At 72.1% G+C, this 24,894-nt stretch carries 16 protein-coding genes; 12 read left to right on the top strand and 4 right to left on the bottom strand.

Going from position 1 to position 24,894, the window contains the following annotated elements; all coding sequences use genetic code 11:
• The first annotated feature begins 245 nt into the window (after positions 1 to 245).
• The 5 genes from ACF08W_RS15155 (at position 246) to ACF08W_RS15135 (ending at position 18,261) form a co-directional block, all read left to right on the top strand.
• Positions 246 to 5,411, top strand: coding sequence for an acyltransferase domain-containing protein (locus tag ACF08W_RS15155; RefSeq protein WP_392279469.1), 5,166 nt, complete (start codon positions 246 to 248; stop codon positions 5,409 to 5,411).
• Positions 5,408 to 8,650 (top strand): type I polyketide synthase, encoded by a 3,243-nt coding sequence (locus tag ACF08W_RS15150; RefSeq protein WP_392279468.1) that lies wholly within the window; start codon positions 5,408 to 5,410, stop codon positions 8,648 to 8,650. Before ACF08W_RS15155 ends, ACF08W_RS15150 begins: the two co-directional genes overlap by 4 nt.
• Positions 8,647 to 16,647, top strand: coding sequence for an amino acid adenylation domain-containing protein (locus ACF08W_RS15145; RefSeq protein ID WP_392279467.1), 8,001 nt, complete (start codon positions 8,647 to 8,649; stop codon positions 16,645 to 16,647). Before ACF08W_RS15150 ends, ACF08W_RS15145 begins: the two co-directional genes overlap by 4 nt.
• Positions 16,648 to 16,695: 48 nt before the next feature.
• On the top strand, positions 16,696 to 17,247 hold the full coding sequence (locus ACF08W_RS15140; RefSeq protein WP_100454268.1) for a carboxymuconolactone decarboxylase family protein: 552 nt from the start codon (positions 16,696 to 16,698) through the stop codon (positions 17,245 to 17,247).
• A gap of 96 nt (positions 17,248 to 17,343) precedes the next feature.
• A complete protein-coding gene (locus ACF08W_RS15135; protein ID WP_392279466.1) occupies positions 17,344 to 18,261 on the top strand; it encodes a hypothetical protein in 918 nt (305 codons plus the stop codon).
• Between the two features lie 156 nt (positions 18,262 to 18,417).
• On the opposite strand, the gene ACF08W_RS15130 is transcribed toward ACF08W_RS15135, so the two are convergent.
• Entirely contained in the window at positions 18,418 to 18,747 is a 330-nt protein-coding gene (locus ACF08W_RS15130; protein ID WP_229842575.1) for a MarR family winged helix-turn-helix transcriptional regulator, read from the bottom strand.
• A 662-nt stretch (positions 18,748 to 19,409) separates the two neighbouring features.
• Between ACF08W_RS15130 and ACF08W_RS15125 the strand changes: the two genes are divergently transcribed.
• The 6 genes from ACF08W_RS15125 (at position 19,410) to ACF08W_RS15100 (ending at position 22,125) form a co-directional block, all read left to right on the top strand.
• Entirely contained in the window at positions 19,410 to 19,616 is a 207-nt protein-coding gene (locus tag ACF08W_RS15125; RefSeq protein ID WP_392279465.1) for a hypothetical protein, read from the top strand.
• Positions 19,600 to 20,130 carry a DUF6879 family protein gene (locus ACF08W_RS15120; protein ID WP_385210025.1) on the top strand — a complete coding sequence of 177 codons (531 nt, stop codon included), beginning with the start codon at positions 19,600 to 19,602 and terminating at the stop codon, positions 20,128 to 20,130. Before ACF08W_RS15125 ends, ACF08W_RS15120 begins: the two co-directional genes overlap by 17 nt.
• Entirely contained in the window at positions 20,127 to 20,957 is an 831-nt protein-coding gene (locus ACF08W_RS15115; protein ID WP_392279464.1) for a helix-turn-helix domain-containing protein, read from the top strand. Before ACF08W_RS15120 ends, ACF08W_RS15115 begins: the two co-directional genes overlap by 4 nt.
• A 78-nt stretch (positions 20,958 to 21,035) precedes the next feature.
• Positions 21,036 to 21,269: a DUF397 domain-containing protein gene (locus tag ACF08W_RS15110; RefSeq protein WP_392279463.1), complete on the top strand. Its 234-nt coding sequence runs from the start codon at positions 21,036 to 21,038 to the stop codon at positions 21,267 to 21,269.
• 79 nt (positions 21,270 to 21,348) lie between these two features.
• Complete coding sequence (locus ACF08W_RS15105) at positions 21,349 to 21,816, top strand: hypothetical protein (RefSeq protein WP_392279462.1); 468 nt, start codon at positions 21,349 to 21,351, stop codon at positions 21,814 to 21,816.
• Between the two features lie 111 nt (positions 21,817 to 21,927).
• Complete coding sequence (locus tag ACF08W_RS15100; RefSeq protein WP_385210014.1) at positions 21,928 to 22,125, top strand: hypothetical protein; 198 nt, start codon at positions 21,928 to 21,930, stop codon at positions 22,123 to 22,125.
• A gap of 71 nt (positions 22,126 to 22,196) precedes the next feature.
• Here ACF08W_RS15100 and ACF08W_RS15095 read toward each other — a convergent pair whose 3' ends face one another.
• Entirely contained in the window at positions 22,197 to 22,802 is a 606-nt protein-coding gene (locus ACF08W_RS15095) for a TetR/AcrR family transcriptional regulator (protein WP_392279461.1), read from the bottom strand.
• Positions 22,803 to 22,871: 69 nt separating this feature from the next.
• Here ACF08W_RS15095 and ACF08W_RS15090 point away from each other — a divergent pair, with 69 nt between their 5' ends.
• Positions 22,872 to 23,765 carry an NADP-dependent oxidoreductase gene (locus ACF08W_RS15090; RefSeq protein ID WP_392279460.1) on the top strand — a complete coding sequence of 298 codons (894 nt, stop codon included), beginning with the start codon at positions 22,872 to 22,874 and terminating at the stop codon, positions 23,763 to 23,765.
• 24 nt (positions 23,766 to 23,789) lie between these two features.
• Here ACF08W_RS15090 and ACF08W_RS15085 read toward each other — a convergent pair whose 3' ends face one another.
• Both ACF08W_RS15085 and ACF08W_RS15080 read right to left on the bottom strand, forming a co-directional pair.
• On the bottom strand, positions 23,790 to 24,134 hold the full coding sequence (locus ACF08W_RS15085; protein WP_352273802.1) for a hypothetical protein: 345 nt from the start codon (positions 24,132 to 24,134) through the stop codon (positions 23,790 to 23,792).
• Positions 24,131 to 24,829, bottom strand: coding sequence for a DUF6232 family protein (locus tag ACF08W_RS15080; protein WP_385210005.1), 699 nt, complete (start codon positions 24,827 to 24,829; stop codon positions 24,131 to 24,133). The genes ACF08W_RS15085 and ACF08W_RS15080 overlap by 4 nt, the downstream gene beginning before the upstream one ends.
• Positions 24,830 to 24,894: the final 65 nt, after the last annotated feature.

The following is a 24,894-nucleotide window of genomic DNA, read 5'->3' as shown; positions in this document are numbered from 1 at the left end:
GGAATGCGGGACTCCGTCACCGATAACAGCACGCCAACTCCCCCTTAAATACCGGTTGGTACGAACATTTTCCTCTCCCGGACGCCGACCCCTTTGATATCGTCAACCTCGTTGACGATCATTAGGGGATTCGGGGGGTTCTCCAGCATGTCTTCCGGGCTGCCGTACCGATGTACCGCCGATCCGCTTGCGGATCTACCCACTTACGGCATCGAAACAATCCGGCCTCGCACCGGGCGGTGCGCATGACCGGCACTCCGGCCGACCGGGACACGGCGGCCGTCGCCGACTGGGTCGCCGCGCATCTCTGCGCCGAACTGTCCCTCCCTGTCGAGCAGTTGGACCGGGAAGCGACCTTCTTCTCGCTCGGTCTCACCTCGCAGGCCGCCGTGGCGATGGTCAGCCGTCTGGCGGTGCGCCTAGGCCGTGACGTCCCCGTCGCCACGCTGTGGGCCTCCCCGACGGTGAACGGGTTCGCCGCCGCGGTGGTCGCCCCGGAGAACGGCGCCGACGTGCCGGAGGGCCGACGGACCGCCGAGGCGCGGCCGGGTGAGCCCCTGGCGATCGTGTCGATGGCGGCACGGCTTCCGGGTGCCGACTCCGTCGCGCAGCTGTGGGAGCTGGTCCTCGCCGGCAAGGACGCGATCGGCCCGCCCCCGGAGGGGCGGTTCCCGGACGCCCGGGAGGCGATGCCGGACGCGGGCTATCTCAGCCAGCGGCTCGACGAGTTCGACCACCGGTTCTTCCACCTCTCGCCCCGGGAGGCCGCGGCGCTCGATCCGGTGCAGCGGCTCTTCCTGGAGGTGTGCTGGGAGGCCGTCGAGGCGTCGTCGCTCCCCCGGACGGGGCTGCGGGGCAGTGCGACCGGGGTGTACGTCGGAAGCATCTGGAACGAGCACGGCGCGGCGTCGAGGCCGGGGCGGCACACGATGCACACGGCGACGGGTTCGAGCCTGTCGATGGTCGCGAACCGGATCTCCTACCTGTACGACCTGCGCGGGCCGTCGGTCACGCTGGACTCCGCCTGCTCGTCCTCCCTGGTGGCCGTGCACATGGCCGCCCAGGCGCTGCGGCTGGGCGAGATCGACGCCGCCGTCGTCGGCGGGGTCAACCTCCTCCAGTCGGCGGCCACCATGGACGACCTCACCGCCTTCGGAGGACTGGCCCCCGACGGGCGCAGCAAGGCGTTCGGCGACCTGGCGGACGGCTTCGGCCGCGGCGAGGGTGCCGCGGCCCTGGTCCTCAAGCGCCTCTCCGACGCGGAGCGGGACGGCGACCACATCTGGTGCCTGCTCCGTGGGACGGCGGTCAACAACGACGGGCACACCAACGGGCTGACCGCGCCCAGTCCCGTCGCGCAGCAGGCCGTCATCAGGGACGCGCACGCCCGGGGCGGGACCGACCCCGCCGAGGTGCGGTTCGTCGAGACGCACGGCACCGGGACCGCGCTGGGCGATCCGATCGAGGCATCGGCGCTGGCCGCCGCGGTGCGGGGTGCCACCGCCCCGGTCCACCTCGGCACGCTCAAGGCCAACATCGGCCATCTCGAAGGCGCCGCGGGGGTGGCGGGGCTGGTCAAGGCCGCCCTGGTCATGCGTCACGGTGTCGTCCCGCCGTGCGTCCTGTCCGGCGGGACCAACCCGCACATCGACCTGGACGCGCTCAACCTCGCCCTGCCCCTCGCGCCCGTGCGGCTGCCGTCCGACGAGCCCTTCCTCGGCGGGGTCAGCAGCTTCGGCTGGGGCGGGACCAACGCGCACGTCGTGGTCGGGCCGTACCACCGCCCGGGCACACCGGACCGGGAAGCCACCGTCGAAACGGCCGGTGCGGCCGATGAAGCCGGTGCGGCCGACGGCACCGGCCGTGGACCGGCCTTCGTCTTCTCGCCGTTCGGCGGGCAGTGGGCCGGAATGGGCCGCGAACTCCTGCGCTCCGACCCGGAGTTCCGGGCCGCGGTCACCGCGTGCTCGCTCGGCGCGGAGACGGTGCTCGGCCTCTCGCTCCTGGAGCTCATCGCCTCCGGTACCGACCTCGAACCGTACGGCGTGGCCGTGGCGCAGCCCGCGGTCTACGCGGTCCAGGTCGGCCTGGCCCGGAGCCTGGCGGCCCGTGGCATCCGGCCCGCCGTGGTCGTCGGCCATTCGCTCGGCGAGATCGCCGGGGCGGTCGTGGTCGAGGCGCTCACCGCGTACGAGGGCGGCCGGATCGTGGCCCACTACGCGGCGGCGCAGCAGCGGCTGACCGGCCGGGGCGGCGGTATGGCCGTGGTGGCGCTCTCCCGCGAGGAGCTGGCCCCGTACCTCGCGAGCCGGCCGGGGATCGCGGTCGCCGGGCTCAGCTCGGCGCGTTCGACCAACCTGTCGGGCCGGGTCCACGAGCTGGACGAGCTGGTCTCGGTCCTCTCCGAGGAGGGCCACCGGGCCAGCCGGATCAACGTGGGGCTCGCCGCGCACGGCCCGGACATCGACGAGGTCCGCGACGATCTGGTCGAGGCGCTCGGGGAGATCGACCAGTACCCGCCGGCGCTCCCGATGGTGTCGGCGCTGGACGGCCGGATCATGGCCGCCGGGGACTTCACCGCCGGGTACTTCGCGAAGGCCCTGCGCGAACCGGTGGACTTCGCCGGCGCGCTGGCGCACCCGCTGCTGAGCGCCCCGGACGCCCTGGTCGAGATCAACGCCCACCCCATCCTGGGCAGCGCCCTGCACGAGACGTACGGCGAACGGGTGCCGGTCGTTCCGGCGTACTCGCGCTCCGGCCACGGCCCGGAGGGGGTCGCCGCCGTGTGCGCGGCGGTCGTGCCGCCGTCCCGGGAGGCGCTGCTGACCCTGAGCGCGCACACCCCGGCGGCGCTGGCGCAGCGTTGCCGGGAGGTCGCGCGGTGGTGGCCCGCGGAGGGCACGCCCGCCGCCGTCGCCCCCGTGCTGGAGGGCCTGGCGACCCTTCCGTACCGGGCGAGTTTCGTCGCGGGCGACCGTGACGGGGCGGTGGCCCGGCTGGCCGAGCACGCGGACGCCCTCGACGGTGCGGGCGCGTCGGCCGCCGCCGGTACGGCCCCCCGCGTCGTCTTCGTCTTCCCGGGCCAGGGCGGGCAGTGGCTGGGCATGGGCCGCGATCTGTACGCCCGCGACGCGGTGTTCGCCCGGGAGTTGCGGCGGTGCGACGCGGCGGTGCGCGAGGCGTGCGGCGCGCGGGTCCTGCCGCTGCTGCTCGACGGCGGTGACGACGAGGCGTTCACCAACGTCGCGACCGCCCAGCCGCTGCTGTTCGCCGTGCAGGTGGCGCTGGCCCGGACGTTGGAGCACTACGGTGTCGCCCCGCACGCGGTGGTCGGCCACAGCATGGGCGAGGCGGCGGCCGCGCACATCGCCGGTGCCCTGTCGCTGCACGACGCGGCGGCGGTCATCGGCCGCCGCTCCCGGCTGATGGACGGCCTCAGCGGGACGGGGGCGATGCTGGCCACCGAGCTGACGCTCGCCGAGGCCGAGGCCGTCTGCGCCGGCACGCCCTCCATATCGGTGGCCGTCAGCAACTCGGCCCGTTCGACCGTGCTGTCCGGGGCCGCCGCCGACATCGAGCGGACGGCGGCCGAACTCACCGGACGGGGGGTCTTCAACCGGCCCGTCCGGGTCCAGGTCGCCTCGCACAGCCCGCAGATGGACCCGATCCTCCCCGCGCTGATCGAGGCCGTCGCGGACGTCTCCCCGGTCTCCTCGACACTGCCGCTGTACTCGACCGTCCTGGGCCGGGTCGCCGACGGGGCGGAGATGGACGCCGGCTACTGGGCCCGGAACCTCCGCGACCCCGTGCTGTTCGCGGACGCCGTGGGCCTGTTGCTGGACGACGGGTTCTCCTGCTTCGTCGAGATCAGCCCGCACGCGGTGCTCAGTCCGGCCGTCGAGGAGACGGGCGCGGGCCGGGACCCGCTCGTCGTCCCGGTGCTCCGCAAGGAGCAGCCGGAGTGGCCGACGCTGCTGGCCGCCCTCGGCCGGCTCCACGACGCCGGTGTGCCGGTCGACCGGGCCGCGCTGAACCCCGCGGGCCACCCCGCGCCGCTGCCCCTGCCCTATCCGTGGCAGCGGGTCTCCTCGCCGGTCCTGACCGGCACCGTCGACCGCGGGAGCGGCGATCCGCTCGGGGTCCGTACGCAGGTTCCGCACGATCCCGCGCTGTCCGTGTACGCCGGCCGGCTGAGCCCGTCGACGTGGTCGCTGGAGGACCATGTCGTCGGCGGCCGGGCCATGGTGCCCGCCGCCGCCTTCGCGGCCGCCGCGCTCCAGGTCGCCGGTCCGGGGCCGGCGGACGGTCCGGTCTCCGTGCGCGACCTCGTGCTGACGGCGTCCCTGGAGGTGCCCGGCGAGGACACGGCGCTCCAGACCACCGTGTGGACCGACGCCGGGACGTCCCGGGTCGAGTTCTTCGGCGGGGAGGGCGGGACGTGGGTGCGCGTCGGGACCGCCACGGTCGAACGGGCCACCACCGGCGAACCGCTCCCCGCCCGGCCCGCCGGTGACGGGGCCCCGGCCGACGAGCTGTACGCGGAGTTCGGCGCGCGGGGGCTGGACTTCGGCCCGCAGTACCGCCGCATACGCCTTCTCGACGCCGGGGAGGACGGCGCGAGCGCCGGGATCGAATGGAACCCGCGCCACGCCGACGCCCGGCTCCCGGTCGACCCCCGGCTGCTGGACGCGGCCCTCCAGGTCGCCGCGGCGCCCCTGCTGACCGGCCCGGGTGCCGTGGGGGCCGACCGGTCCCTGCTCACCACGGTGGTCCGCGAGGTGTCCGTGCTGTCCGGGGTGGGTGCCGATCCGCGGGCGGTGGCGACCATCACCACCGGCCCGGGCCCGGACACCCGACTCGCGGACGTCGACCTGATCAGCGGTGACCGGGTGGCCGTACGCATCCGGGGGGTCGAGATCCGCCTGATCCCGATCGCGCGGTCCGGCACGGCCGACGGGGCCGCGCCGGCGCTGCGGGACGAACTGGCGGCGCTGTCACCGGCGGAGCGGCTCGCGCGGACGGCCCGGGTGGTGCAGGAGGCCGTGGGCGAGATCGCGGGCCTCACGACCGCCGAGGTGGACCCGGCCGAGCCGTTCCACAGCCTCGGGCTCAACTCGATCATGGGGCTGGAGCTCCGCAACCGCCTGGAGCGCCTGCTCGGGACGGTGCTGTCCTCGACCGTGGTGTGGAACTACCCCACCGTCGACGCCCTCGCCGCCGAGCTCACGGCCCGGCTGGAGGAGGCCGTGGAGGCCGGGGCGGACCGTACGGCGCACCGGCCGGGCGCCGCCGAGCGGCCGGTTACCGCGGGCCGGGAGCCCGCCGCCGGGGAAGCGTCCCCGGACGGGAACGATCTCGACGCCCTCCGCCGGGAACTGGCGGAACTGGAAGAACTCATGGGGGAGATATGACGGAGCAGGGCGAGTCCGACATAGCACTGAGCACCGCCCTGACGGCCGTCAGGGGCCTCCGGGCCCGGGTCGAGGAGCTGACCCGGGCGCGGCGGGAACCCATCGCGATCGTCGGCCTCGGCGTGCGGCTGCCCGGCGGCATCACCACGCCCGGCGCCCTGCACGAGTCGCTGGCCGCCGGGGTCGACGCGATCCGCGAGATCGGGTCGGACCGCTGGGACCACGGCGCCTTCTACGACCCCGACCCCGAGGCGGTCGGACGCACCCACATGCGGCACGCCGGGCTCATCGACGACGTGGACACCTTCGACGCGGCGTTCTTCGGGATCTCGCCGCGCGAGGCCGCCCATGTCGATCCCCAGCAGCGCCTTCTGCTGGAGGTCGCCTGGGAGGCGTTCGAGGACGCCGGGATGCCCGCCGGCCGGCTGGCCGGTTCGGGGACCGGTGTCTACGTCGGCGCCAACTCCACCGACTACCTCACCATGCAGCTGGCCCGGCCGGAGACCGTCGACCTGTACACCGTGGTCGGCGGCACCAACTGCATCATCGCCAACCGGCTGAGCTACCAGCTCGACCTGCGCGGCCCCAGCCTCTCCGTCGACACGGCCTGTTCGTCCTCCCTGGTCGCGGTGCACCTGGCCGTCCAGGCGCTGCGCTCCGGCGAGTGCGACTCGGCGGTCGCGGCCGGGGTGAACCTCCTGCTGTCCCCGGCCAGTACGGTCGCCCACTCCAAGGGGCTGCCGCTCTCCCCGGACGGCCGGTGCAAGACCTTCGACGCCGCCGCCGACGGCTATGTGCGCGGCGAGGGCGTGGTCGCCGTCGTCCTGAAGCGGCTCTCCGACGCGATCGGCGACCGCGACCGGATCTACGCGACCATTCGCGGCTCGGCGGTCAACCAGGACGGCCGGACGAACGGGCTCACCGCTCCCAGCGGGCGCGCCCAGCGGGAGTGCATCACGTCCGCGCTGAGGAACGCCGGGGCCGAGCCCTCGCAGGTGAGCCTCGTGGAGGCGCACGGCACGGGCACCAGCCTCGGCGACCCGATCGAGGTCGAGGCGCTCGCCCAGGTCTACGGCACGGTCTCCGGCCCGGCCTGCCACCTGGGGTCGCTGAAGACCAACATGGGTCATCTGGAGGCCGCGGCGGGGATCGCCGGGCTGGTGAAGGCGGCCCTGTCCGTGCACCACCGGACCGTCTACCCGTCGCTGCACCTGAAGAAGGCCAACCCGCACCTCCAACTGGACGGCGTACGGCTGGAGTTGCCGCAAGACCGGGCCCGCGCCTGGGAGGCGGAGGACGGGCAGCGGCTCGCCGCCGTCTCCGCGTTCGGCGCGGGCGGGACCAACGCGCACGTGATCCTGGGGCCGGTGGACGGGCACCTTCCGGACGCCGGGCCCGAAGAAGCCGGGGCCGGCGAGGTACCGCTGACCCTGCGGATCTCGGCCGCCACGCCGACCGCCCTGGCCCGGCTCGCGGGCCGGTACGCCGATCTGCTGGACGGCGCCGACCCGGCGTACGTCCGGGACGTCGTCCGGGCGGCCGACCACCGCAGGACCGTGCTGACCAGCCGGCTGTCGGTCTCCGGAGCCTCACCGGCGGAGCTCGTCGCGCTGCTGCGCGAGGCGGCCGCGGGCGGCCCCGGTCCGGCCGGGGTGACCGGACCGGCCAGGGCGACGGGCCGTACGGTCTTCGTCTTCCCGGGCCAGGGGCCGCACTGGATCGGCATGACGGCCCGGCTCCAGGCCACCGACCCCGCGTTCGCCGAGGCCACCCGCGAGGTGGACCTGGCCATGCGCCCGGTGCTGGGCCGCAGCGTGCTCGAACTGATCGCCGAGGGCGACCAGGGGCGGCTGCCCACCGAGTTCGTCCAGCCCGCGCTGTTCACGATCGCGGTCGGGCTGGCCGCGATGTGGCGCGCGGCCGGGGTGGTCCCGGACGCGGTCATCGGGCACAGCATGGGCGAGGTCGCGGCGGCGTACGTCGCCGGTGCCCTGCCGCTGCCGGACGCCGTGCGGGTGATCTGCGAGCGCTCGCGGCTGCTGGCCCGTATCGCCGGGCAGGGCCGGATGCTCGTCGTGGGCGTCGGCCACGAGCGGGCCCGCCTGCTGTGCGAGGGGTACGACGACATCTGCGTGGCGGTGATCAACTCGCCGCACTCCACCGTGCTGTCCGGGGCGGGTGCGTCGTTGGAGCGGGTCGCCGCCGGGCTCGCGGCCGAGAACGTGTTCAGCAAGTTCGTCGCCGTGGACGTCGCCTCGCACAGCCCCCAGATCGACGGGCTGCGCACCGGGCTGCTGGAAGCGCTCGACGGGATCCGGTCCTCGGCCCCGCAGGTGACGATGGTGTCCACGGTGACGGGCGCGCCCCTCACCTCGGCCCCCGCGCCGGACTACTGGTACGCCAACATGCGCGAGACCGTCCGTTTCACCCAGGGGGTCGAGGCGCTGCTCGCCGAGGGCCACGACACCTTCATCGAGATGTCTCCCCATCCGACGCTCGTCGACGCGCTCGAAGGGCTGTGCGCGGAGGCCGACGGTCCGGCCGCGGCGACCTGGACGCTCCACCGCGACCTCGCCGACGACATCGCCGTGCAGCGGAACTTCGGGTTCATGTACACCCATCGGCGGCGCGGCCCCTGGCCGCACCGGGGCGACGGCCCGGCGGACCCGGCGGTGCCCATGGTGCCGCTGCCGTCGCACCCCTTCGCCCGGACGCGTTCCTGGTTCACCGAGGACCGGTGGGGCAACCCCTGGGCGGCCGGTCCGGCATCCGCCGCCGACGCCCCCACCGCCACCACCTCCACCGCCGCTGCCGCCCCGGCGCCGACGGCCACGGAGTGGACCCGGCGGGAGGCGGTCTCGGCCGTCATCGCCGCCGTCGCGGGCACCTTGGGACTGGATCCGAACCAACTCGACCTGGACGCGGGGTTCTTCGCCCTCGGCATGGACTCCATGCTCGCCACCCGGGTCAAGAACGACCTGGCCCGGACCTTCGGACTTCCCCTGCCCACCCGGGTGATGTTCGAGTACCCGACGACATCGGAGCTGGCCGCGTTCCTCGTGGCCTCGGTCTGCCCGGAAGAACCGTCCGGCGAGGCCCCCGGCACCGCGCCGGCCGGGCCCGGCCCCGTCGAGCCGCCGCCCTCGGCACCGGCCGCGCTCGCCGACGACGAACTCATCAACGCGCTCGAAGCCGAGATCGAGCGGTCGTACCAGCCGACGCCCGGGGGACACGCATGACCACCCAGATACCCGAACACGCGCGGGAGCTGCTGAGCTCGGCGCTGGACCGCATCAAGTCCCTGACCAGCGAACGGGACGCGCTGCGGGCCGAGACCACCGAACCGATCGCCGTCGTCGGCATGGGCGCGCGGATGCCCGGCGGGGCCGACGACACCGCCGCGCTGTGGGAGCTGCTGGCCGAGGGCCGGAACGCGGTGGGACCGTACCCGCCCGCCCGGCTGGACGACGTGCCCGGCGGGTTCCCGGAAGGGGTGCCCTCGGGCGGCTTCCTGGAGTCGGTGGACAGCTTCGACGCCGGGTTCTTCGGGATCTCCCCGCGCGAGGCGCGCTACATCGACCCGCAGCAGCGGCTGCTGCTGGAGGTCGCCTGGGAGGCGCTGGAGAACGCCGGTGCCAGGCCCGCCTCCCTCAAGGGCGACAAGGTCGGCGTCTATGTCGGCGTGACCAACAACGACTACATGCAGTCGCTGCTCACCCATGTGGCGCCCGAGGAGCTGGAGGCGTACGCGCTCACCGGCAACGCGTCGACGTTCGCGGCCGGCCGGATCGCCTACTGGCTCGGCGTGCACGGCCCCAGCCTGTCCGTGGACACCGCGTGCTCCTCGTCGCTGGTCGCCGTCCACCTCGCCGTGCAGGCGCTGCGGAGCCGGGACGCCGACATGGCGCTGGCCGGTGGCGTCAACGTGCTGCTCTCGCCTGAGTGGTACACCGTGCTCAACAAGGCGAACATGCTCTCGCCGGACGCCCGGTGCAAGACCTTCGACGCCGCCGCCAACGGCTATGTGCGGTCCGAGGGGTGCGGTGTCGTCGTCCTCAAGCGGCTGTCGGACGCGCGGGTCGACGGGGACCGGATCCTCGGGGTCGTCCGCGGCAGCGCGGTGGGCCAGGACGGCCGGGCCAGCGGCATCACCGTGCCCAACGCCAAGGCGCAGCGGGACGTCATACGCACCGCCCTGTCCGCGGCCGGGCTGGCCGCCGAGGACATCGACTACGTCGAGGCGCACGGCACCGGCACGGCGCTCGGCGACCCGATCGAGGCGGGTGCGCTGGCGGACGTGCTGTGCCCGCAGTCCCGTACCACCCCGCTGCTCGTGGGGTCGGTGAAGACCAACCTCGGCCACCTCGAACCGGCGGCCGGTGTCACCGGTCTCATCAAGGTCCTGCTCAGCCTGGGCCACGGCCGGATCCCGCCCCATCCCGGGCTGTCGCAGGTCAACCCCGAGATCGACCTGGACCGGCTCAAGCTCGCCGTACCGGTCGAGGGCCGGCCCTGGCCCGCGGGCGAACGGGTCCGGCGCGCGGGCATCAGCTCGTTCGGCGCCAGCGGCACCAACGCGCACGTCATCGTGGAGGAGGCCCCGCCCCGGGAGGCGGACGGCGCCCCGCGGGACACCCCCGGCACCTGTGTGCTGCCGCTGTCGGCCCGTACCGCGGACGGTGTCCTCGAACTGGGCCGGAAGTACCTGGCGCGGCTCGGCGAGGACGACGGGACCCCGGCGGCCGGCACGGCGCTGGCGGACCTGGCCTACACGGCCGGCGCGGCCCGGGACCACTGGCCCGTCCGGTACGCCGCCGTCGCCGGGACCGCGCCGGAGATGCGCGCCGAGCTGCGGCGGCTGGTCGACGGGGAGTCCGGGCCGCTCGGCACGGTGTCCCGGTCGCGCGGCCGGACCGCGTTCCTGTTCACCGGGCAGGGGTCGCAGTACCCCCGCATGGGGGCCGGTCTCTTCGCGTCCTCGCCCGTCTTCCGCAGCAGCCTCCAGCACTGCGCCGACCTGGTCGACGGTCTGCTGGACCGTCCGCTGCTGGACGTCATGTTCGCCGCCGACGACCCGGCGGTGCACGACACCCGCTACACCCAGCCGGCGCTGGTGGCGCTGGAGTGGTCGCTGGCACGGATGTGGCGCTCGCTGGGCATCGAGCCCGACGTCGTCGTCGGGCACAGCGTGGGTGAGATCGCCGCGGCCGCGGTCGCCGGAATCCTGGACATCGGGGACGCGCTCGCCGTGGCTGCCGCCCGTGGCCGGCTGATGGCGGAGCTGACCGGGCCGGGTGCGATGGCGGCGGTCTTCGCGCCCGTGGCGGCCGTGCGCGAGCTGATCGAGGACCCGGACCGCGTCGGGGTGGCCGCCGTCAACGGGCCGGAGCACGTGGTGGTCTCGGGCCACCCCGAGGACGTGCGCGGCGTACTGGACCGGGCCGCCGCGCGCGGGCTGCGCGGCAAGACGCTGCCGAGCGGCCGGGCCTTCCACTCGCCGCTGATGCGGCCGATGCTCGACGCCTTCGAGCGCGAACTGTCCGCCCTCTCCTTCGCCGCCCCCGCCGTTCCGCTGGTGTCGACGCTGACGGCGCGGCCGGTGGGCCCCGGGGAGTGGAACGCGGCCTATCTGCGGGAGCACGCGCTCCAGCAGGTCGACTTCCACGGTGCGATGACGACGCTCATGGAGAGCGGGGCCGACCACGTCCTGGAGCTGGGACCGGCCCCGACGCTCGTCGCGGCGGCCCGCAGGTTCGTCCCCGAGGAGCAGCGCGCGGGGCTGTGGGGCGCGTCCCTGCGGCCCGGCCGCGCCGACCACGAGACCGTCGCCACCGCGGTGGCCGAGGCGTACACCGCCGGGCTGGACATCGACTGGCTCCAGCTGTGGTCCGGCCGGTCCGCCGCGCCGGCCGACGCCCCGACGTACCCGTTCCAGCGGTCCCGGCACTGGTACGAGCCGAGCCGCAGGGCCGGCGTCGGCGTGGCCCGGCGGGAGCCCGCCGCCGTCCTGCCGGGCGGCTCCGGCTCCCTGCTCGGGACGCGCGTACCGGCCCCCGGTTCCGGCGCGGCCTTCCTGACGACGCTGGACAGCGCCGACGACCCCGCCCTCGCCGACTGCGTGATCGGCGGCGAGCCCATCGTCAACGTGGGCTTCTTCCTGGAGGCCGCCGTGCAGGCGGCCCGCGCGGTCGGGCGGCGGGACACCGTCCGGCTGGAGAGCGTCACGGTGCTGCGGCGCCTCGGGTACGACAGGGAGCACCGCCCCACGGTGTCGCTCACCCTGGAGCCCGCGCCGGACGGGACGCTGGGCTTCGCCTACCGGTCCGACCCGGGCGACCCGGCCCTGGCCTGGCACCTGCACTGCCGCGGCCGCGTCTCCGGTGGCGGGACGGCCCCGGCGGCCCCCGCCGATCCGGCCGCGGACCTTCCGCACCGGATGACCGGCGGCGAGTTCTACCGGCAGATGTGGTCCCGCGGCCTGTACCTGGGCGACGGCGCCAAGTGGCTGGAGGAGGTCGCCTTCGACCGCGACCACGCCTGGGCCCGGATCCGGCCCGCCACCCCGGAGGAGGCCGGCCGGTACGTGGTGCCGCCCGGTCTGACCGACGCGATGTTCCAGGCGCTCTTCGCGCCCCTGACCGCCCGTGGCGCGTCGGACACCGCCTTCATGGTGGTGGGGATCGACGCGTTCGCCGTACGCCCCGGGCTGCCGTCCGGTCCGCTCCAGGTGCGGCTGCGGCTCCGCGAGGGCGCGGCCGACGCGCGCACCCTGGTGGCCGATGTGTACCTGCTCGACGAGGCCGGTGCCTGCTGGGTGTCGGTGTCCGGCGTGACGCTCGCCCAGGCCCCGTCCCACGGGCGGACCGGCGCCGGGGCGGACGCCGGGGCCGTGGACGCGCAGGCGTGGCAGCCGGTGACGGCTCCCGAGCCGTCCGCGCGTCCGGCCGCGCGGGAGGAGGCGCTGGACCCGCTGACGGTGGTGACCCGGGCCTGCGCCCGGTCGCTGCGCACCGACCCGGACAGCATCCCCCGGGACGAGCCGTTGCAGAACCTCGGGCTGGACTCGCTGATGGCGCTGGAGATCAAGGACGCCGTCGCCGCCCTCGGCGACGTGTCCATCCCGCTCGCCGTGTTCCTGGACGGGGCGAGCCTCACCGAGCTGGCCGCCTACGTCGGGGAGCACTCCCCCGCCGCCGCCCACCGGCCGGTGCCGGTGCCCCGGGCCGACGAGACGGCCCCGGCCGGTGCGCCCGGCCGTGAGCTGGCCGTCGACCCCGCCGCCCGGTACGAGCCGTTCGAACTGACCGACCTTCAGCAGGCGTATCTCGTCGGCCGGTCGGAGGGGATCGAGCTCGGCGGTGTCTCGACCTTCTTCTTCATCGAGACCGATCTGCGCGGGCTGGACATCGCCCGGTTCGAGGCGGCCGTCGACGCGGCCGTGGCCCGGCACGACATGCTGCGCGCGGTGATGACCGACGACGGCCGGCAGCGGATCCTCCCGGAGGCGGAGGTCGGGTGCTACCGCGTCGACCGCCTGGACCTCACCTCGGTGCCGGAGCAGCGGCTGGCGGACGAACTGGCCGAACGGTCCGGGACGTTGTCCTCGCAGGTCTTCGACCCGACCGTGTGGCCGCTGTTCCACCTGGCCGTCACGGAGCTGCCCGGCGGGGTGAGCCGCCTCCACGTCGGCATCGACGCCCTCATCATCGACGCCTGGAGCACGGCGCTCCTCTTCGCCGAGCTGGCGCAGTCGTACCACGGGCAGGAGCTCGCCCCGCTCGAACTGACCTTCCGGGACTACGTCGGGCACATCCGGGCCCTGGAGTCCGAGCCTGCGTACGCCGAGGCACGGGCGTACTGGACGGACCGGATCGCCGCCCTGCCCCCGGCGCCGGAACTGCCGCTGACCGCCGACCCGGCCGCGATCGGGCGGCCGGAGTTCGCCCATCTCAGCGGGACGATCCCGCCGGAGCGCTGGGAGCGGTTCAAGGCCCGCGCGAGCGCCGCGGGGGTCACCCCCTCGGCGGCCGTCGCCGCCGCGTACGCCGAGACCATCGCCCGCTGGTCGGCGAACCCGCACTTCACGCTGACGCTGCTGTTCTTCAACCGCAGGCCGGTCCACCCCGAGGTGCGTTCGGTGCTGGGCAACTTCTCCACCACCACCCTGCTGGAGGTGGACACCAGGGGCACCGCCGACTTCGCGGCCCGTGCCAAGCAGTTGCAGGGCCAGCTCTGGCGCGACCTGGAGCACAGCGCGTTCAGCGGGGTGCAGGTCCTGCGCGAGCTGTCCACGCTGCACGGTTCCGCCAAGGCGGGCCGCGCACCCGTGGTCTACGCCAGCACGCTCAACTTCTCCTCGGACGAGGGCCACGCGTCCAGTGCGCTGACCGACCACCTGATCGCCCTCACCGGCGACGGCCACGAGGTGTCCTCGTTCATCCGGACGCCCCAGGTGTGGCTGGACCACCAGGTGATCGAGGACGCCAGCGGGCTGCGCCTGAACTGGGACTACGTACGCCAACTGCTCCCCGAACCCATGGTCGCGTCCATGTTCGCGAGCTACCGCGGCCTCATCGAGCGGCTCTGCGACGACGAGCGGGCGTGGGCCGACGTGCCGGAGATCGAGCTGGGCGAGCAGGAGCTCGCACCGCGCCGCGAGGCCAACGCCACCGCCGGGGAGCGCCCCACCGGGCTGCTCCACCACGGCTTCGAACGGGCCGCCGAGCGATGTCCGGACGCGGTCGCCGTGGTGTGCGGTGAGGAGTCCCTCGACTACGCCGGGCTCGACCGGCGCGCCCATGAGCTGGCCCGCCGTATCGCGGCCCGTACCGGTTCCGGTTCCGAGGAGCTGGTGGCGGTCATGCTGCCCAAGGGGATCGACCAGGTCGTGGCCGTCCTCGCGGTGCTGAAGGCCGGCAAGGCGTATGTGCCCGTCGCCGCGGACCTGCCGCCCGAGCGGGCCCGCCGGACGCTGGAGCTGTCGGGCGCGGTGCTGACCGTCGCGGACCCCGGGGTCCGTGCGGCGCACCCGTGGCTCGACGAGGGCCCGGTGCTGGACGTCACGGAGGCGGCCCCGGACGGTGCGGCCGCCGGTGAACTCCCCCTGGCGACGGCCGAACCGGACGACATCGCCTACGTCATCTTCACCTCCGGCTCCACCGGTCAGCCCAAGGGCGTGGTGATCGAGCACCGCGCCGCCCTGGGAACGCTCCAGGACGTCGGCGAGCGGTACGGGATCGGGCCCGCGGACCGGGCGCTGGGGCTCTCGGCGCTCAACTTCGACCTGTCGGTCTTCGACGTCTTCGGCATCCTGGCGGCGGGCGGCACGCTGGTGCTGCCCACACCGGATCAGCAGCGCGACCCGCAGGCGTGGGCGGAGCTGGTGGACGAGCACGGCATCACGGTCTGGAACTCGGTGCCCGCCCTGCTCCAGATGCTGGTCGACCACCTGGAGGGCCGGGACGCCACGGTCGGCTCGCTGCGCACGATCATGCTCAGCGGTGACTGGATACCCACCCGGCTGCCCGACCGGGCGCGCCGGTGCGCCCCCGGCGCACGGGTCCACTCGCTCGGCGGCGCCACCGAGGCCAGCATCTGGTCGATCGCGTACCCGGTCGACGCCGTGGACCCGTCGTGGTCGTCGATCCCGTACGGGAAGCCGCTGCGGAACCAGTCCTTCCTGGTGCTGGACGAGCAGTTGCGGCACCGGCCCATCTGGGTTCCGGGAGATCTGTACATCGCCGGTGACGGTCTGGCCCGCGGCTATCTGGCCGATCCCGACCGGACCGCGGCGAGCTTCGTGGACACCCCGCACGGGCGGCTCTACCGCACCGGGGACCTGAGCCGGTACCTGCCCGACGGCAACCTGGAGTTCCTCGGCCGCCAGGACGGCCAGGTCAAGATCCAGGGGTACCGGATCGAGCTGGGCGAGATCGAGAGCGCGCTGGGCGCGATGCCCGGCGTCCGCGCGGCGGTCGCCGCGGCGATCGGCGGGTCCATGGAGTCCAGGACCCTGGTGGCCGCCGTCGTCCCGGAGAGCCCGGGGGCGGATCTCGACGCGCTCACCGCGGCGTTGCGCGCGCAGCTGCCCGCGTACATGGTTCCCAGCCGGCTGGTGGAGCTGGACGCCGTGCCGATCACCGCCAACGGCAAGGTCGACCGCCGTGCCCTGGAGGAGGTCTGCCGGGCGTCGGCACCCCGGGCCTCGGCCGAGCCGCCGCGGGACGGAACCGAGCGGGCGGTGGCCGAGCTGTGGGCCCAGCTCCTCCCGAACGCCCCCGCCGGCCGGGACGACGACTTCTTCGCGCTCGGCGGGAACTCCCTGCTCGGTGTGCAGCTGGTGTCCCGGATCAGGGCCGCCCTGGGAACGACGCTCCCGCTGTCGGTGCTGTTCACCCACTCCACGGTCGCCGCCATGGCCGGGGCGGTCCGCGACGGGCGGGCGCGGCGCACGACGCTGGTGCCGATCCGCTCCGAAGGGACCGGCCCCACCTCGTACTGGATCCACCCGGTGGGCGGCGACGTCGTCTGCTACCGCGGCCTGTCGCAGCTCCTCGGCATGCCGGTAACCGGCGTCCAGGTCCCCGACGGCCTGGGCTCCTCGTTCGGTCTGGACGAGCTCGCGGATCTGTACGCCGACGCGATCGCCGACGACGCCACGGGCCCGGAGGTACGGATCGCCGGCTGGTCGATGGGCGGGGTCCTCGCGCTGGAGGTCGCCGAGCGGCTGGCGGAACGCGGCTTCGCCGTGGCACCGGTCGTCGCGCTCGACCTGATGGAGCACCCCGACGAGGACCACGGCGAGGTGTCCCACGCCGAGCTGCTGGCCTGGTTCGCCCGGGACGTCGCGCACATCGCCGGCGCCCCCGACCCGCTGGCCGGGCACGACCTGGCGGCGGAGGAGGACCCGGCCGCCGTACTGACCGAGCGGCTGCGCCTCGGCGGGCTGCTCGGGCCGGACACCGACGACGAGACGATCGGCGCGCTGCTGGCCCGCTTCACCGCCAACTCCCGTGCCCTGTCGGCCCATCGGCCCGGCACCTACCGTGTTCCCGCGGTACTGGTCCGCGCCGCCGACGGGGCGTCCCAGGACGTGACGTCGGCGTGGGCCGGCCGCCTCAAGGACCTGGTCGCCGTCCACACCCTCGGCGGTGACCACTACTCCGTGCTCCAGCCCGACCGTATCGAGAGGTTCGCCTCGGTGGTGCGCGCGAGCTGGGACGCAGAAGACCACTGAGCGACAACCCCGTCGCTCGCTTCACACCCCTCAGAAAAGGAAGTCATCATGTCTTTCACCCGTCACGACGCCGCCTCGGCCCCCGAGCAGTCCCGCCCGATCGTCGAGAACACCGCCAAGGGCTTCGGGTTCCTGCCCGCGCCGGTGGCGCTGATGGCCGAGTCGCCGGAGCTGCTGGAAGCCTTCATGACCGGCAACGGGCTGTTCAACAAGACGAGCCTGAGCCAGATGGAGCGTGAGGTCTTCATCCTCACCATGGCCACCAAGGTGGAGTGCCACTACTGCGTGGCCATGCACTCCTCCATGCTGACCCGCTCGAAGGCGGAGCCTGCCCTCATCGAGGCGCTGCGCGCCCGCAAGCCCCTGGACGACGCGAAGCTGGAGGCGATGCGCGTCTTCACCCTCGCCGTCATGGAGGGCCACGGGTACGTGGAGCCGGAGACGATGGAGGCGTTCCTCTCCGCCGGCTACACCCGCCGCAACGCGCTGGAGGTCGTCCTCGGCCTGGGCGTCTACACCATCTCGACGTACGCGAACCGTATGACCGAGGCCCCGCTCGACGAGCCCTTCAAGGCCTTCGAGTGGCACTCGGAGCACTGAGTCTCCGGGCTCTGAGGCACTGAGGCACTGAGGTGCGCGCGGCGTGACCCGCGCGCACCGACCACAGGTAGGAACCAAGGGGGGAGAAATCAACCGATGAAGATATCCGCAAGCCGTGTGCGCTGGTCGCTGGTGGGCCTCGCGTTCGGTGTCACCACGATGATCGGGCTCGCACCGGTGGTCTCGGCGATGAACGCCTCGGACTCCGCGGTGGTAGCGGCGGAGGCCGACCTTCCGGCGCTCAAGCTGTTCAACCAGGTCTCCCTGGGCGACGGTTTCGTCCAGACCCTGTACGCCACCGACGCCTCGAACCGTCCGAAGGTCCTGGCGGTCAAGATCGACGCGGCGGCCGTGAACACACTGCCGACGACGCCGACCCATGACGGCCAGACCTGTTTCGACAAGGACGGCGACGGCATCAACCTGGAGACGGACTGCGCGAGCGGCCACGAGCGGAACCTGTGGTTCCCCAAGCTCCCGGGGCTTCCGTTCAAGTGGCTGATGTTCAACTGGCAGCGCAACGGCCACGGCCCGACCCATGTCTTCGACAAGCCGCACTTCGACTTCCACTTCTTCATCCAGGATTTCACGGAGCGGAACAAGATCCGGACCGGGCCGTGCAACCTCGTCATCAACTGCGATGACGAGGCCACCGCGATGAAGCCGGTCCCGGCGCAGTTCATGCCCGCGGGCTGGGGCATGCCGGGCGCCGCCGGCCGCATGGGCAACCACATCGTGAACCCCAACGCGGCTCCGGCCAACGGGGATCCGTTCACCCAGGCGTTCGCCTACGGCGTCTACGACGGCCACGTCACCTACTGGGAGCCGGTCGTCAACAGGGACTGGGTCGTCGCGACCAAGCCCACCAAGGTGTGCCAGCCGATCACCCAGGCGCCGGAGGTGGAGCTGTCCGGCTACTACCCGACCCAGATGTGCACCCGCTACAACTCCGCCGGTGACGTCACGTTCACCATGGAGAACTTCGTGCAGCGCACGGCCCCCAGCGGGTCCTGACCTCCGATGCGTCCCCATCGGACCCCGGCCCGCGCGCCAGCACCCTGACGCCGGGCCCGTCCCACCGTGCCCGTGCGGCTCACCGACCGTGAGCCGCACGGGCACCACGCTTTCCCACCGCTTCCCGCGGGCCCGGCCGTCGCGGGGCCGCGACGGTCAGGACCCCAGCCAGCCCATGACCCGCTCGATCCCGCCGGGTCGGGCGACCCGGGCCAACGTGTCCTCGACCAGGGTCATCTCGGGCCCGCCCACGGTCTCGGCCCACTCCTCGCGCAACTCGTTGAGGATCTCGCCGGACAGCATGAGCGCCTCCATCCCGCGTTCCGTGAGGACGACGTCGACCTGGCGCTGGTCCCTGGCGCTCGGGGTCCGCCGGACATACCCCAGCTGCTCCAGCCCGCCGACCGTCTTGTGAGCAGCCTGCTTGGACACCCCCAGCCGCCGCCCGAGGTCGGAGATGCTCCCGCCCTGCCTGATCATTTGCATGGCGAACCCATGGGCCGGCCGCAGATCGGGGTGCCCGGCCTCGGCGAGGCGTACATGCAGCTCGTCGATCAGCGTGCGGAAAGCCTGGAGAAGAAGAAAGGGAAGCGCATTCCCGGGGCGGTGCGAAGACATAAGAGGACCCGCATATACGTGCGTTCACTTTATTTAAAGTAAAACTGTATCAGCTCCTGGAAGCCCGATACGCAACCCCACCCGGAACGATCACAGAATCTTGCCCCCAGGGTTCCATCCGGCCGACCAATATCGAACTTGTATCCACTACGTAACATTTCGCCTCCGCCCGAACAAATGAACCGCTGCCCTGCCACCCCGTCCCTGGCCGACGCCCCCTGGGACTGACAACGTCGGCTCGGGACGGCCCGAGGCCGGATGGGCGGCAGATCAGTCGCGAGGCGTTCGGGGGCGACGTCTCCCCGTTCATCGAGTACCAGCAGATCGCGGTTTCGCAGTCCGTTCCCTTCGAGGAGTACGTGAAGGCACTTGGCCTTTGAACCCGAGCGGCTGAGGTGGTCCGGGCCCGAACGCACGGGCGAGGGCGGGGCACGCGGTTTCCCGTTCCCTCAACCAGAGCACCTTGACCTGGCCGTCGCGGCGCCACGAGGATCGAGTGAGTCACCACCCCGCGCGAAGGAAGATTGCCGATGAAGCTCAATCAGCTTGCGAGCGAGTGCGACGAGGGGCCGTGTCCGACGGTGTGGGCCGTGGAGGACACGGAGAACGTCTTGGTGCAGGGCTTCAAGGTGGACGATGCGGAAGCACTCGCCACCATGCGGTTACCGAACAACGAAACCGCTGTCCGCGTCCCTATGTCCTTGCTGTTGAGGGTGGCCCGTGAACATCTCACCTGAGGAATTCGAAAGGCTCTTCAAGGAGTTTCAGCGGGAAGCATTTCGACTCGAAACCCTGGATGACTACGGCAAATCGGGCGGCGTGGATGCCTATGAAGCATTCCTGGCCGGAAAGTCACAGCCGGAGAGTTTCAAGACCTCTGGCTGGGTCACAACGGTGCGAGACGCCACGCAGGCCGGCAAGCGCATGTATCGGGTTCATGTCCTGAGCCGCCCATTGACCGAGTATCTGCGATTCGAACTCGGCTGGGGCTACGTCCGGAACCAGGAAGTCGGGGAAGAGTTCTTCATCCTCGACACCACCGATCGCCCGAACCCCTTGGAGGGCGTGCCAGATTTCTGGGCCTTCGATGAACGCACAGTCATCACCATGCGGTACGACAACGCCGGAGGCTTCCTCGGGGCGGATTCGGTTCCGGAGCATCAAGCGCAGGAGTGGCTGACGCGTCGGGACACGGCCCTCGCCGCCGCCATCCCCTTCCGCGACTGGTGGGAGCGGCACAACCCGGCGTGAACAACATCAGTATCGGTCGGGCACTGCGGGAACTGCGAGAAGCCAGCGGAAAGCAGGCCAAAGCAGTCGCCCGCAGCGCCGTCATGTCTCCCAGCAAGCTCAGTAAGATCGAGAACGAGGCGCTCTCACCGAGCCTCATCGATGTGGAACGCATTCTCACGGCCTTGGAAGTCTCCGACGAGGTCAAGGCCAGGCTGACCGAAGCGGCACGCAGAGCGGCCACCGAAGCCACAGCATGGCGGGTATACCGTCGTACGGGGCTTCACAAGCATCAAGGCGAAATCAGAGCCGTAGAGGCCCGGACACACCTCATGCGGCTCTTCCAACCCGCCTGCATTCCCGGCCTGCTCCAGACTCCGGAGTACGCCCGTGCAGTACTCGGAAGGCACTGCTACACGGATGGTGCCCTGGAGAAAATGATGGGAGCCCGTCTCCTCCGCCAGGAATTGCTCTACGACACCAGTCGCGTCTTCCGATTTTTGGTCACCGAGTCCGTAATCAGGTGGCAGATCGTCCCACCCGCCATGATGGCGACGCAACTCGACAAACTCGTCACCATGTCGAGAATTCCCCATGTGAGCATCGGAGTCATCCCCCTGTCGGTACCGATGACCGACCTCCCCAGCTCCTCTTTCGTCCTCTTCGACAGCAGCCTTGCCATTGTCAAGATTCCACATGCCGAGGTAACGACCAGTGAATCCAGAGACGTTGAGCTGTACGAAAAAAGGTTTGACGGGTTCGCGCGCGTGGCCCTCGTGGGTGAAGAAATGCGAGCATTCGTGTCGGGTGTCCGCGACGAGTTCTTGAGGCAACAGGAAACCGGCTAGAAGCACCCCCGCCCCCTGCGGAAAATGGGTGGCGGCGGCCAGTTGTGGCCGCTGCCAATCGCGCAGGAAGGTGCAGCAATGCTGGATGGAAGTGACCTGTACGCGCTCGACATCAGTGGGGCCTCGTTCGCCCGGGCATGCGGAGGCAGCACGCACCCGGATGGTGAGTCGTGCGTGACTCTGGCCCGTATCGGCAGTGGTGCCTGGGCACTCGGCGACAGCAAACGACCCGGCGTGCAGCCGTTGCGGTTCACCACGGAGGAGTTGGACGCGGCAGGTATTGACCCGGCGCGCTTCGGCCTGGGCGCCTGATCCTCCGAGTCCCCGACTCTCCACCGCTCCCGCGCCGGCCGGTCCGGCTCGGCCGGCGCCACCTGGAACGGAACGACTCATGCACCACCACGGATACCTGTGGACCGGCCCGAAAGAACGCTTCGACCAGGAAGCATTACGACGGCCGCCCCACCCCGAACCACCTCCCGCCGGGAGCAGACCGGAACTGGCCCACCGGTACCGCGAGGTGGCCACGGAATTCCCGGCGTCCGATCTGCCGCCGTTGGAGACCGCGTACTGGCTGGTCAAGCCACCTTCCCTGGTGCGCGGCACCTGGGACGAAGCAAAGGAGGCCGCATCCTGGCTCGGCGAGCGGCTGGCCGCGTACGCCCTCCGCTTCGCGGCGGAGACGGACCGGGACACCGCGAGACTGGCCCGGCTGGTATGCGCCGCCGCCGAACAGCTCCGCTCGGGCGCCGATGTGTCGCACGGCTTCTACCTGGAACGCCCCGCGTTCCTGTCCCTGGCCGTGGTCACCTGCACTCCGAACGGGGCGAACGCTGAGCTGACCTGCCCCACCCCGTAGCCGAGCATCGTCGGCCTCGCCCTTCCGGCAGTTGCCGGTGCGACAGACGGCTCGGCCCAGATCAGGTCCAACACGGCCTGTAACGACGGCAAGGCGACAGCGGCGGAGAACGTGGCCATCCGCACCAGCACCAGCCCCACCGCCGCTCTGGTGACCACCGCCCTGAAGGGGCAGACGTGGGCCTGTGGCCAGAACAGCGTCATCCTGGGCAGCCGGTACACCGCCTGCGGGACATCGAACGGCAACGGCTGGTTCTACGTCTACAACGACAACTACGCGGGCTACACCGCGTCGGCCTGTTGGGGGTGACGCCGCCCGCGTGACACCTCCCACCGCCGAAAGGGTTCGGCGAAACGGCGCGGGGCACGGTCGAGTCCTGACTACGGTCCGGCCGTGCCGGTGGAGGTTCCGGAGGGACAGGTGACGGCCCAGGCCGCCTCGATCATCTGAAAGATCTCGCCGACCGCGGCCTGCGGATCGGCCGCCTCGCGGGCCAGCGAATAGGCGTCGATCACGAACCTCGCGATCGCCCGGCAGGCCGTAGGGGTCCCCGACAGGTCGGGATCGGCGGCGATGGCCGTTGCCAGCGACTCCGCGTGGCGCAGCCGCATCGACTCTTCGTACTCCCGCAGGGTGGGTGATGCGTCGATCATGCGCCAGATCGGGGCGGCGCCGTCCGCCGTGCAGTGTCGCACCAGGGCCTGGATCTCGCGGCGCAGCGCGGGTACGAGAGGCTCGTGCGGCGCCCGGTCGGTGACCGCCCGCGTGAGGCGCTGCTCGAAGTCCTCGTCCTGTTCGAAGACCAGGGCCTCTTTCGAGGCGAAGTGGGAGAAGAGCGTGGTGACGGCCACGTCGGCCTCGGCGGCCACGTCACGGATGCCCACCGCGTCGTACCCGTGCTCCAGGAAGAGCCGCAGGGCGGCGTCAGCGATCTTCTGGCGGGTCGCGGCCTTCTTGCGCTCACGGCGTCCGGTCGGCACGGTCATACCCTCACGCTATCAGGTGCAAATCCATAACAGGTTCAAAACCCTAACGGTTAGTGTTATGTTCGGCGCATGAAGAAGGTGAGCTTCGCCGAGTTCGGCGGTCCGGACGTTCTGCAACTCATGGATGCCGCGGAGCCCCACGCGGGCCCCGGCCGGATACGCATCGCCGTACGGGCGGCAGGCGTGAACCCCGTCGACTGGAGGCTCCGTGAGGGCCAGGTCCTGGGGGCCCATCCGATCGAGTTGCCCGCCGGGGTGGGGCTGGACGCCGCCGGGGTGGTGGACGAGGTCGGTGAAGGCGTCGAAGGGGTCGAAGTCGGTGACCGCGTGTTCGGCGAGGGCACGAGCACGTACGCCGAGTTCGCCGTGCTGTCGGCCTGGGCCCGTATGCCCGAGGGCCTGACGTTCGAAGAGGCGGCCGGCTACCCCTCCGTGGTGGAGACCGCGCTGCGCGTCATCCGCGAGGTCGGTGTGCGGTCCGGGCAGACGCTGCTGGTCAGCGGCGCGTCCGGCGGAGTCGGATCAGCGGTGCTGCAGATCGCCCGCGACCGCGGCATCACGACGATCGGGACCGCCGGGGCGGCGAACCAGGGCTACCTGCGCAGCCTGGGCGCTCTCGCCACGACATACGGCGAGGGCTGGGTCGAGCGGGTGCGGCGGCTCGGCCCTGTCGACACCGCCCTCGACCTGGCCGGCTCGGGCGTGATCCGCGAGCTCGTCGAACTGACCGGGGACCCGCGGAAGGTGGTCTCCATCGCCGATCCCGGTGCGCCGGAGCTCGGTGTCCGATTCTCCGGCGTGGCCGGGAGCGTGCCGGAGGCACTCGCCGAAGCCGTCGGCCTCATCTCGCGGGGAAGGCTCCACATCCCGGTCGAGAAGTCGTACACACTCGCCGAGGCCGCGGCGGCGCACATCGACAGCCAGGCCGGTCACACACGCGGACGGCGGGTCCTGGTTGTCTGAAGACCAGCCGCGCTCGTATCTCCGCTACACGCCGAGGAGTTGGCGGATTCCGTTGATCGCGTTCTCGATCGGCTCGCGCAGCGCCCCGGCGGTCGCGACGATGCCCGCGATCGCCGTGAGGGCGTTGACGCGGGTCTGCGGCTGGACCGCGGCGTCGGGGGCCAGGTCCCCGAGGGAACCGTCGAGCGTCCGTGCGTCCTCGGGCGGAACCGTCTCGCGCAGCTCCCGGAGCATGATGGTCAAGTCGGCCAGCGCTGCCTGGAGTTCCGGTGCGGCGGGGGCCGGGGCGGCGTTCTTCACGATGCCGATGTTGCCGGTTCCGTGCACGTTGACGTTGTCGCCCGCGATGTGGAAGGTATCGCCGCTCACTGTTTCACCATCCCGCTGTTGCCCGAGCCGCCGTACATGTTGACGTTGTCGCCGAACTGGTAGTTCTTCGGGTTGATCATCAGAGTGTCGACCTTCACCTGGAACTCGATGGCGGGGTCCTCGATCGCCTTCACGACATGGCCGACGAGTTCGTTGAGGTGGGGGATGTCCCTGCTGGTCACCAAGGCGGTCGACAGACCGGCCGTCTCGATGGCCATGACCCAGTGGGCGCGGGCCGTGAGGACCATCACCAGCTCGGAGGCGGCGAAGACGAACGCGATGAGGCCGCCGATCGGGACGAGGCCGGCGATCCCGTCCGACGCCTCGTCCGAACCGAAGCGGGAGATCCCGCTGACGATGAGCAGACCGAACGCCACCGCGAGGATGAGCGCGAGCCGCTTGAAGAAGCGCACGGTCGCCTCGGCCCGCTTCGGGGTGAGCAGGAAGGTGTACACGCGGGTGATGTTCCGCAGCGGGTAGGCCGCGCCACCGACCCACAGCAGCCGCTTGCCGACCCGCAGCTCGACGCTGCCACCCAGGTGCGGGGGGACCGTCGGCGGGGGAAGGGGAGGCATCCGGTTGTGCCAGGGCCGGTCGGCGTCGCCGGTGTGCCGGGGTTTCCCGTCCGGCTGCCGGGACGGCATCGGCGGCGGGCGCAGCGGCGGCTCCGCCGCCGGTTTCTCGGGCTCTTCCATGACCTGCCGACCCCCCAAAGCGTGTGACGTCCCTCACCGGGAGCTGAAGGGTAGCGGCGCGCGTC

The sequence above is a fragment of the Streptomyces sp. NPDC015144 genome (genome assembly GCF_043079735.1).
Taxonomy (GTDB): domain Bacteria; phylum Actinomycetota; class Actinomycetes; order Streptomycetales; family Streptomycetaceae; genus Streptomyces.
Note: the sequence above shows the minus strand (reverse complement) of the source record. Positions and strands in the feature narration are given on the sequence as shown.